This is a genomic window from Pedobacter sp. HMWF019 (genome assembly GCF_003061025.1).
In the GTDB taxonomy this organism is placed as follows: domain Bacteria; phylum Bacteroidota; class Bacteroidia; order Sphingobacteriales; family Sphingobacteriaceae; genus Pedobacter.
Window position 1 is genome coordinate 10974 of sequence record NZ_QAIL01000157.1, and the last position, 11071, is coordinate 22044.

The following is an 11071-nucleotide window of genomic DNA, read 5'->3' on the forward strand; positions in this document are numbered from 1 at the left end:
ATCTTGCCTTAATCATTACGACCATATTCGAAAAGCAGTTTGAGTATTTCTTTGATGAGGAAGAAATGCAAAAGATCATCCTCTGGGAAATATCTGAAAAAACTGAACTGATGAATAGTCTTTGCAGGGTAAAGGAGAATTTTGGCGATAAGCTCTTTGCAGAAACAGATAAATTCTTTTTAAATTCCAATGTGAATTTCAGATCGATCAGTGCTTTATTAGTAGGCGGCATTTATTATCTGATCCTTCATTCCAAGAAAAATGATTGCAAAGCCTGCGGTATTGATGTTAATACAGAGGAGGGAAAAAACGAGATCAGGAAAGCCATCAGACAAATTGTACACTGGTCGCTCAACTTACGGAATGAACCCGTGGGAACCTATATGCCTGATTTTACAGAAAGTTTTAAATAATACTCATTGACCTCAGTGGTACTGATGCGTAAAAAAATCATCTGCGAAGATTTCCTATCTTAGTTGCTTAAACAGATAACTTCATGAAAACATCTTTTAAGTTACCATTCATTGTACTGCTGGCCATCATGGCCTCCTGTAATAAAGGTGATCAGAAAAGCAATCCTTTTTCTGTAAAGAGCAAACTGCCCTACCAGGCACCGGAATTTGACCAGATCAAAGACAGTGATTTTAAACCCGCATTTGAGGAAGGGATGAAAATACACCTGGAAGAAATCCAGAAGATTGCAGACAATCCCCAGGCCCCTACTTTTGAGAATACTTTAGTGGCCATGGAAAAATCAGGCGAAATGCTGACCCGGGTAAACCGGGTATTTGGTCTGCTTACGGGAGCAAACACGAATGACCAGCTTCAAAAACTACAGGAAGAGATGGCCCCTAAGCTTTCCGCTCACGAGGATGCCATTTATTTAAATGCTAATTTATTCAAACGAATAGAAACCATATACAAATCCAGAACTACCTTAAAACTGGATCCGGAATCTTTGCGCCTGGTAGAATTTCAATACCAGGAATTTGTACTTGCGGGTGCTAAACTTTCTAACCAAGACAAATCCAAACTCAAGAAACTGAATGAGCAGGAAGCTTCTCTGAGTGCGAAATTTTCAAACCAACTGCTGGCCGCAGCAAAAGCGGGTGCTGTGGTGGTGAATGAAAAAACTGAGCTCGCTGGCTTATCTGAAGGAGAACTTGCAGCAGCAGCACAAACTGCCAAAGCTAATAAGGCAAAAGGAAACTGGGTATTGCCTTTGCAAAACACCACACAGCAACCCTCATTTGTACAATTGTCTAACCGCGCCACACGGCAGAAATTATTTGATGCTTCCTGGAACAGGGCGGAGAGAAATGACAGCAATGATACTCGGAAAACAATTGTAGAAATTGCAAAAATACGCGCTGAAAAGGCAAATTTAATGGGTTTTCCTAATTATGCAACCTGGAAATTGCAGGACCAAATGGCTAAAAGCCCTGAGGCTGTAGATGCATTTTTCAATCAACTGGTACCTTCGGCAACAGCCAAGGCAAAGGTGGAGGCCGCTGAGATCCAAACCCAAATAGACAAGCAGAAAGGTGGCTTTAAACTGGAGCCTTATGATTGGAATTATTATGCAGAGCAGGTACGTAAAGCAAAGTATGATCTTGATGAAGGACAAGTAAAGCCTTATTTTGAACTGAATAAAGTTCTTAAAAACGGGGTATTTTATGCGGCTACACAACTATATGGAATCACTTTTAAAGAGCGGACAGATCTTCCCGTTTACCAGAAGGATGTAAAGGTTTTTGAGGTTTTTGACAAGGACAATTCAACTATAGGTTTGTTCTATTGTGATTATTTTAAAAGAGACAATAAATCTGGCGGTGCCTGGATGGACAATATGGTTGGACAATCCAAACTTTTGGGTACTAAACCTGTGATCTTTAATGTTTGCAATTTCACAAAACCTGCTGCAGGTCAGCCTGCATTGATCAGCTTTGACGATGTGACCACAATGTTTCACGAATTTGGACATGCCTTACACGGGCTATTTGCCAGCCAGCAATACCCAAGTTTGTCTGGTGCCAATGTTGCCAGAGATTTTGTTGAATTCCCTTCTCAGTTCAATGAGCATTGGGCAATGGATCCTAAGGTATTTAAGAATTATGCCATTCATTATAAAACCGGAGAGCCTATGCCACAAATACTGGTAGATAAGATCAAAAAAGCAGGTGGTTTTAACCAGGGCTATGCACTAACAGAAGTTTTGGCCGCAGCTGCACTGGATATGCAATGGCATAAACTTACGGTGAAAGATCCCTTACAGGATGCAGATCAATTTGAAACGTCTGCCTTAAAAAAGACACATCTTGATCTTTCCTACGTGCCCCCACGTTACCGTTCCAGCTATTTCCTGCACATATGGGGTAATGGTTATGCCGCAGGGTATTATGCCTATCTATGGACCGAAATGCTGGATCATGATGCCTTTTCCTGGTTTGAAGAAAACGGAGGTTTGACACTAGCCAATGGTCAGCGTTTTAGAGATATGATTTTATCCAGAGGAAACACAGAGGATTATGGTAAAATGTTCCGGGATTTCCGCGGCCATAATCCTAGTATCGCTCCTATGCAGAAATACAGGGGGTTACCCGTGAAATAAAAATTAACGCTCTCGTTTTATTCTTCTGGTTCAGTATGCTGACGCAATTGTTTTGGTCCTTGAGGCCAGATGAAGGCAGTGGTCTGTTTTTTCCAGCCCAGGCTTTTATAAAAATCACCTTTTCCGGGTGCTGCTGTCAGGGTTACAAAATGGTAATTTTCCAACAGGCCATTAAGTCTGTTGACCATCATTTTACCTAAACCATTTCCCTGAAAATCCGGATCAACAACTATATCCCCCAGCATGGCATAATAACGGCCATCATCTATAGTTCTTCCAAAACCAATAAGTTGCTCGTCGTTATAAATAAAGATTGTCCAGCTACTTGTTCTAAACGCTTTTTCTATCTCTTCAGGTACACGGACACGCCAGTTCACTTTATCAAAAAGTGCACAAACATAGGCCCAGTCAATTGCGGAAAGATCTGGATTGATCTTAGTGGTAAACGCTGAACTTTTTACAGATACTTCCGGCATAGTTAAAGGGGCTGTTTCCATATAACGTTGGAGTCACATTTTAGTTTTAAAAAGTAAAATAAGTTAATTGCGGCAAATATGCAGATTAATTGAATTCCAAGCAACTGTGCAAATTGTTTTTCAAGCGTTTTAGATGAATTGTGACTTAGAGATCCCAAGCAAAAGGAACGAACAAAGTGGTTAAGTGCTTTTAGTATATACACTGCCCTAATCCTGTCTAAAATCAGACGATCATCATTTGCAATTTTATTTTCAAAATTGAGAATTAATTATTTATAATTGTGAAATTTATTTTAATCGCTCTCTTCATGAAAAGAAAGATTACGCTATCCTTTTTTTTAGTTATTGGTGCAATAACTATCTATGCTCAGCAAAAAGCATCCACACCTAAAACATTTAAATACGGAAAAGTAGATCCAACTGAATTTGAAACCAAAGTTTCAGGTATAGATTCTGCAGCACGTGGAGTAAAGCTTTTTGACGTTGGAAGATCCTGGTTTGAAGTGAGTCCAAAAACAGGGAACTTTGTCAACGTATACGAAAGGCATATACGATTCAAGGTACTGAATAAGACAGGATATGACATCGCTGACCTCGAAATTCCACTCTACCGTGGGTCAGCTGGATCAGAGGAGTTACTAGACTATATGGATGCAGCCACATATAATCTGGAAAACAAGCAAATTGTTGTCAGTAAACTGGCCAAAGATGCAAAGTTTTCAGAAAAACATGATAAAAACTGGACTGTAAAAAAATTCACCCTGGCCAATGTGAAAGAAGGTTCTATTGTGGAGTATAAATACCGGATCAAATCTGATTTTATCTTCAATTTACGGCAGTGGAATTTTCAAAGCTCTGTACCTACCCTATATTCCGAATATGACATCCGCATACCGGAGTATTTAAGGTATAAAGTAACTCCCGGTGGTTATGTTCCTGTAAACCTTGTAAAACGGGAACAAATCAATGAAAATTATTACATCCCCGCTTCCGGACAGGAAAAATCTGGAAATGTCCAGGCAACGGCATTAGAGATGAAATATGTTGCGGAAAATGTTCCGGCAATAAAAGCAGAGAGCTTCATCACAACTTTAGACGATTACATCTCCAAACTCGATTTTGAACTCACGTCTACCAAATATCCCAACAGTCTTTATAAAGACTACAGTTCAACCTGGCCAAATATCGTCAAAATGCTGATTGAAGATGATAACTTTGGACATTTTGTAAAGAAAAACGGGTATGCCAAAGCCACATTACCTTCGATTATAAAGAATGAAACTGATCCACAGATCAAAACCCAGCTTATTTTCGACTATGTAAAAAACACCCTTAAATGGAACGACAGACATAGTAAGTATACATCGGAGACCAATCCGAAAACCATCTTCGAGAAAAAGGCAGGCAACAGTTCTGACATCAATTTATCGCTGCTGAATCTATTGACCGAGGCGAAAATAGCTGCTGTACCAGTACTGGTGAGTACAAGGGAAAACGGAGCGCATCCTGGTCATCCCCTTCTTGAAAAATTCAATAATGTTATTGTACAAGTGGTATTGGGAGATAAGACCTACCTCCTGGATGCTACAGATAAATACTTAACTGGTGATCTGATTTCCTATGAGAATCTGGCACACCAGGGCTTCAAACTAAATTTAGATACTGACGCACCTTCAGGAGAGTGGATCTCATTAGAGCAAAGTACAACCAGTAAAAATAATACCTATTATAACCTTGTTTTAAGCGAAGACAACAAGCTTTCGGGAACTTTGTATCTGTCTTTCAGCAATTACGCAGCATTAACACAAAGAAATAAGTTTACCTCAGCCGTCAATGAGGCCGAGTTTATTAAAAATTATAAAAAAGATAAACCAGGAATTGAGGTGAAAAGCTTTAAGATCGAAAACCTGGATAATCCTTCAGAATTATTAACAGAGACCATGGAGGTCAATATTGAAGACAATGTTGAAGAAGCCGGGAACATGTTGTTACTGAGCCCCTTGCTATTTGAAAGAACTAAAGAAAATCCCTTTAAACAGGAAGAACGAAATTACCCCGTAGATTTTGCGTATCCGCTGGAAGAAAACTACAGGATTACAATTGAATTTCCAAAAAATTACACGCTGGATAAATTGCCTGCCAATGGTAAAGTGAAACTTCCAAATGATGAGGCTTCTTTCACCTACCTATTTTCTACAGAAGGCAATAAAGTAGCCATTATCAGTAAAATAAACATTTCCAAATCTGTATTTACAGCGGAGGAGTATGGCTATCTGAAAGAATTATTTAAAAGCATTGTTGAAAAACAAGCACAGCAACTGGTATTCAAAAAGAGCTAATTCAATGAAAACAATACTTTTCTCCATTCTGATTGGCATTGGCGCTGCTGCCCATGCTCAATCCCCTTATGATGTAGACAAAATTCCAGCCGAGCTGAGTAAAAATGCTTCTGTCGTTGTCCGAATGGAAGAGCGGGTCTTTGATTTGAAGAACATTAGTCATGCTACAATGACTTATAAAACGGCGGTTACCATTCTCAATAAGAATGGAGAGGAAGCTTCTTCTATGCAAGAGTATTATGATAAATTTTCCAGCATTTACAACTTAAGGGCAGTGATGTATGATGCAAAAGGAAATAAACTGAAGGATTATAAAAGTTCGGATTTTAAAGACAAAAGTGCAACTTCTGACGGAACCATCTACGACGACGGAAGAATGAAAGAACTTGACTTTCTGAACTCGAACTTCCCCTATACCATTGAATATAGCTATACTAAAGATTATACTGGTCTGACCAGCTATCCATCCTGGTATCCGGTTAGTGATTTCGGCTATTCACTTGAAAAATCTTCCTATATATTCAGAATCCCGGAAGGAATGTCTTTTAAATACATTCAGAGTCCTGGCTTAAAGACGGATTCTGTTAAGATAAAGGATAAAACAGAATATAAATGGGCTTGTGAAAACATCAAGGCATTGGAATATGAGCCTTTTGCCGCAGGACTAAAAAACATTATGCCTTGGGTATCCCTTGCACCTAATGATTTTGAGTACGACAATTCAAAGGGTAATATCGCATCCTGGAAAAACGTCGGGAGCTGGCTTTATACACTCAATAGTGAACCACAGATTTTACCCCCTGCGGTGAAGGCAAAAGTAGCCTCTCTGATCACTGATGCTAAAACACCTAAAGAAAAAATTAAAAGATTGTATAATTATTTACAATCCAACACCAGGTATGTGAGTGTGCAGCTGGGTATCGGTGGCTTGAAACCCATTAACGCAGATAAAGTAGCCGCCGTTAATTATGGCGATTGCAAGGCTTTATCCAATTATATGAAAACCTTACTTAATGAAGCTGGTATCGCGTCCAACCTGGTTGTTATTGGCTACGACATGCCTTCTATGAATCCAACGTTTTCCAGCCTGAATCAGGCAAATCATATGATTCTTTGTGTTCCTCTTCAGAAAGACACAGTGTGGCTGGAATGCACCAGTCAGCATAAGCCTGCGGGTTATCTGGCCAGTGGCTGTTCTGACAAGAATGTATTGCTGGTGACCGCAGATGGTGGCAAATTGGTACGGACCCCTGTCTACTCTCCTGCAGACAACTATCAGAAGAGAAGTATTAAAGTAAACCTGGATGAGCAGGGTGCTGCTGATGTGACCATTGATTCCAGATATGGCTGCGCACAATTTGATGATCATTTTCAAATGACATTGAGGGAACCCACAGAACAGCGAAAAAGACTCATTAATCAACTGGAAATCCCAAACCTGCAATTGAACAATTTTAGTTATGCCCAGCCGGATAAAAATATTCCTATGTTAAAGGAAAACATCAGCTTAAAAGTCCCCCAGCTTTTAACCAAAGGAGCAGATAAAATGTTCGTTACGTTAAATCTACTGAACCGCAGAGAAAGTGTTCCAGCTAAGGTGGAGGGTAGAAAAACATATTTTGCAGTCCCTTATGGTTACCAGGATGAAGATGAAGTCACTTTTATCATTCCAAAGGGGTATACGGTGGAATTTGTTCCCAAAGAAATACATATAGAATCAGAATTTGGCCAGTATACTTCAAAAGCTGTGGTTAAAGAAAATACCATTGTATATACCAGGGTACAAACAATGAACAGCAAGAAATACAGTCCGGAAAAATACAGTGCTTTTGTAGATTTTTACAAGAAGATCTATCAGGCAGATAAATCAAAAGGAGTATTGGCTAAGTTACCTTAGCCAATACCTGTTATTTTTTTCCAACAATTACTTTAGAGAATTCTTCTGTATTGAGGTATTTGTTGGCTAACAATTGAATCTGAACTGCATCAATTGTTTTAACCGTCTGGATATAGTTGTCATAATAGTCATAACCTAATCCGGAAAAATGGATGTTTTTAAACTTGTCGGCGTGTGAAAATGCATTTTCAAGACTTCCCAACATGGAACCCAGCATGTAATTACGTACAAGATCCAGTTCCAGATCTGGTACAAGCTCGGTTTTTAAAAGGCTGATTTCTTTTTCAATTTCTTCCATTGCACTGCTGCAGACTTCCGCGCCAACTTCAGTTGCAATAAAAAAGTAACCGGCATCTTTCATGGAAACCACTGCCGAGCCTATTCCATAGGTATAGCCTTTGTCTTCACGGATATTGGCCATTAATCTGGAACCAAAATACCCCCCCAGCAAACAGTTTAAAACCTGGAATCCTGCAAAATCAGGATGGGTTCTGTTGATGCTCCTGCTTCCCATTCGAATGGCAGATTGTATAGCGTCGGGCCGCTCAATTAAAATCTCCCCTTTTGGTGCAACCGGGAATTCAATATGATTCTGAACAGAAGCTTTATTGTTATTCCATCTACTACCAAAAATGGCATTCAACAGTTCAAACTCTTTCTGCTCAAATTTACCAGCTACAAATATAGAGCAGTTCTCTGGCTTATAGGTCGCATTATAATAATCGAGCAGGTCCTGACGCTGCAAGGCATCGTAATCTGAAAGATCGATACTTGCCCCGTAACTGGATTGTCCGAAAATGGAATGCGCAAAATGCTTACGGGCCAGAAAGTCATTCTTTTGAAGACTGACCTGCAGGGATTGTTTCTGGTTTTGTATAAAAATAGCCAGTTCCTGTTCAGGAAAGATACTTTCATCTACAATAGATTTAAGTATAGGCAATACGGATTTTAAATGTTTATTTAAGGTATAAAGCTTAATACAAGATTGATCTGCCCCGTATTCTGTTTGCAGAAAAGCGCCATAATAATCTACCTTATCTGCAATATCTCTGGCTGAGAGTTGAGCGGTTCCATTATTGACCAGGTGGTTTACCCCAATGGCCTGTAAAGGTTTTGAGGCCTGCCAGTTCACATTTTCAAATATGAATTCGATCCTCACCAGGTCTTGTTTACCGGCATTAATGGTATATACCTTTATACCATTGTCTAATTCCTGCTCTTGAGGCGCTATAAATTTAATATCATTAACCTGTTTAGATTCAGGTACGAGTGTACGATTAAGCATCTTTAGCGATTAAATAGTATAAAGTGGAACATTGGGATGGGACAAAAGTCCGTAGGGCGGCCTGCTGCATTTGCTCTTTAGTAACGCCAAGGTAGCGGTCTATCTCTGTGTTGAGGAGCGCCGCATCCCCTAAAAGCTCATAGTAAGCCAGATTCATGGCCTTATCCAGCAAACTCATTTCTGCAAAGACCATAATGGACTCTGATTTGTTTTTGACCTTGGTCAGTTCGTCTGTAGTAACCGGTTCAGCTTTCAACTTTTCGAGTTCTGCCCATATGGCTTGTTCAGCTTGCTCAGGTTGAACGCCTTCTACCAGTTTACCTTCAACCACAAATAAACCTTCGTCTATACTGCTGGTAATATAGGCATGAATATCACTGAACAATTGTTGTTCTTTGAGTAAACTATTGTACAAACGCGAAGATTGTCCCTGCGAAAGCACATCAGAAATCAGGTCAAAGCACTGATAATCTTTGCTGTCTCTGGCTGGCATTTTAAAGGCCATATAGATGCCATTCAAAGGAACCTTAGCGTAAACTGTTTCTTTACGTTCTTCGGTTTGCTGGGGTTCTTTCGGTAAATTCCGGAGATACTTCTCTCCGGCAGGGATTGGCGCAAACCATTTTTCAGCCAGTGCCTTTACATCTTCTGTCTTTACATTTCCTCCAACAACCATGATGGCATTTTGAGGATTATAATGTTTTTTAAAGAAGGCTTTGACATCTTCCATTTTAGCATCTTCAATCTGCTTCAGGTCCTGGCCAATGGTTGCCCACTGGTAAGGGTGCTTTGTATAGGCCAGTGGTCTTAATTTCAGCCAGACGTCGCCGTAAGGTTGATTAAGATATCTTTGTTTAAACTCTTCGCAAACCACATTACGTTGAGTTTCCAAACTCTTTTCAGAAAAAGCCAGGCTCAGCATACGATCGCTTTCCAGCCAGAACGCAGTTTCCAGGTTTACTGCCGGCAAAGTGATGTAATAATTGGTGATGTCGTTGCTGGTAAAGGCATTGTTTTCCCCACCTACCCGTTGCAGAGGCTCATCGTAAACGGGAATGTTTACGGACCCGCCAAACATCAGGTGCTCAAACAAATGCGCAAAGCCGGTCTTATCCGCTTCTTCATCCCTGGCACCAACATCGTATAAAATATTTAATACCGCCATCGGCGTCGTATCATCTTCGTGTACCAGAACACGTAATCCGTTAGCTAATGTAAAACGGTTAAAGTCTACCATATTTAAAAAAATAATTCTGCCAAAGATAGGAATTTATGATTAGGCTAAATGTGATAATCTTGTGAAATAAAAAGAACAGAACTTATGGTATATTTGCAGTATGAATACTGCTGATTTATTACACAGGGCACTGCATTTTGACTTTTTAAGCAAAGAAGAGGGTGTCTTTTTGTACCACCATGCCTCCACTGCTGAACTGGCTTATATTGCTAATGAACTGAGAAAAAAGCAGGTACCCAGTGGAAAAGTGACCTGGCAGATTGACAGGAACGTGAACACCACCAATGTGTGCATTGCAAACTGTAAATTTTGTAATTTCTTCAGAAGACCTGGGCATGACGAGAGCTATATTACCGATATTGAAACTTATAAACAGAAAATAGAAGAAACTTTTCGCTTAGGTGGAGATCAGCTTCTGCTGCAGGGAGGACATCACCCCGATCTTGGCCTGGAGTTTTATGCCAATCTGTTCAAACAGCTTAAAGAACTTTATCCTGACCTGAAACTTCATGCTTTAGGCCCGCCGGAAATTGCGCACGTTGCCAAACTGGAAGGATTATCGCATACAGAAGTTTTAAAGGCTTTAAAAGAGGCCGGAATGGATTCGTTACCTGGCGCTGGTGCTGAAATTCTGAACGACCGGGTTAGAAGACTGATTTCTAAAGGAAAATGTGGTGGCCAGGAGTGGCTGGATGTGATGCGCGCTGCCCATCAACTCGACATTACAACCTCTGCGACCATGATGTTTGGTCATGTGGAAACCATCGAAGAGCGTTTTGAGCATCTGGTTTGGATCAGAGAAGTACAAAGTGAAAAACCTGCAGAGGCAAATGGCTTTTTAGCCTTTATTCCATGGCCTTTCCAGGACGACGGCACATTATTAAAGAGACTTCGTGGAATCAGCAATAATGTATCTGGCGATGAATATGTAAGAATGCTGGCGTTGAGCAGAATCATGCTGCCAAATATTAAAAATATACAGGCTTCGTGGTTAACCGTTGGAAAAGCAGTAGCGCAATTATGCCTGCATGCCGGCGCAAATGATTTTGGTTCTATTATGATTGAGGAAAATGTAGTTTCTGCTGCTGGTGCTCCACATCGGTTTACGGCTAAAGGAATCCAGGATGCGATTCGGGAAGCTGGATTTGAACCTCAGCTTAGAGGTCAGAAATACAACTACCGCGATCTTCCTGAACACCTGGAAGAACAGGTGATCAATTATTAAT

7 protein-coding genes and 1 pseudogene are annotated in these 11071 nt (G+C 40.2%); 5 read left to right on the plus strand and 3 right to left on the minus strand.

Features of this window, described 5'->3' with window-relative positions:
* Both DBR11_RS10165 and dcp read left to right on the plus strand, forming a co-directional pair.
* Nucleotides 1-413 (plus strand): annotated as a pseudogene (locus DBR11_RS10165) (hypothetical protein); the annotation flags it as partial.
* Nucleotides 414-496: 83 nt separating this feature from the next.
* On the plus strand, nt 497-2611 hold the full coding sequence (gene dcp / locus DBR11_RS10170) for a peptidyl-dipeptidase Dcp (protein WP_108552222.1): 2115 nt from the start codon (nt 497-499) through the stop codon (nt 2609-2611).
* Between the two features lie 17 nt (nt 2612-2628).
* Here dcp and DBR11_RS10175 read toward each other — a convergent pair whose 3' ends face one another.
* Nucleotides 2629-3108 (minus strand): GNAT family N-acetyltransferase, encoded by a 480-nt coding sequence (locus tag DBR11_RS10175; RefSeq protein WP_108552224.1) that lies wholly within the window; start codon nt 3106-3108, stop codon nt 2629-2631.
* Between the two features lie 287 nt (nt 3109-3395).
* Here DBR11_RS10175 and DBR11_RS10180 point away from each other — a divergent pair, with 287 nt between their 5' ends.
* Nucleotides 3396-5426 carry a DUF3858 domain-containing protein gene (locus DBR11_RS10180; protein WP_108552226.1) on the plus strand — a complete coding sequence of 677 codons (2031 nt, stop codon included), beginning with the start codon at nt 3396-3398 and terminating at the stop codon, nt 5424-5426.
* Between the two features lie 4 nt (nt 5427-5430).
* The gene (locus DBR11_RS10185) at nt 5431-7323 is read left to right on the plus strand and encodes a DUF3857 domain-containing protein (RefSeq protein ID WP_108552237.1); all 1893 of its coding nucleotides are present in this window, start codon (nt 5431-5433) and stop codon (nt 7321-7323) included.
* Between the two features lie 10 nt (nt 7324-7333).
* Here DBR11_RS10185 and DBR11_RS10190 read toward each other — a convergent pair whose 3' ends face one another.
* The gene (locus DBR11_RS10190; RefSeq protein WP_108552228.1) at nt 7334-8608 is read right to left on the minus strand and encodes a pitrilysin family protein; all 1275 of its coding nucleotides are present in this window, start codon (nt 8606-8608) and stop codon (nt 7334-7336) included.
* Complete coding sequence (locus DBR11_RS10195; RefSeq protein WP_108552230.1) at nt 8601-9845, minus strand: pitrilysin family protein; 1245 nt, start codon at nt 9843-9845, stop codon at nt 8601-8603. The genes DBR11_RS10190 and DBR11_RS10195 overlap by 8 nt, the downstream gene beginning before the upstream one ends.
* Before the next feature lie 100 nt (nt 9846-9945).
* Here DBR11_RS10195 and mqnC point away from each other — a divergent pair, with 100 nt between their 5' ends.
* Nucleotides 9946-11070 carry a cyclic dehypoxanthinyl futalosine synthase gene (mqnC, locus tag DBR11_RS10200; RefSeq protein ID WP_108552232.1) on the plus strand — a complete coding sequence of 375 codons (1125 nt, stop codon included), beginning with the start codon at nt 9946-9948 and terminating at the stop codon, nt 11068-11070.
* Nucleotide 11071 lies beyond the last annotated feature (1 nt).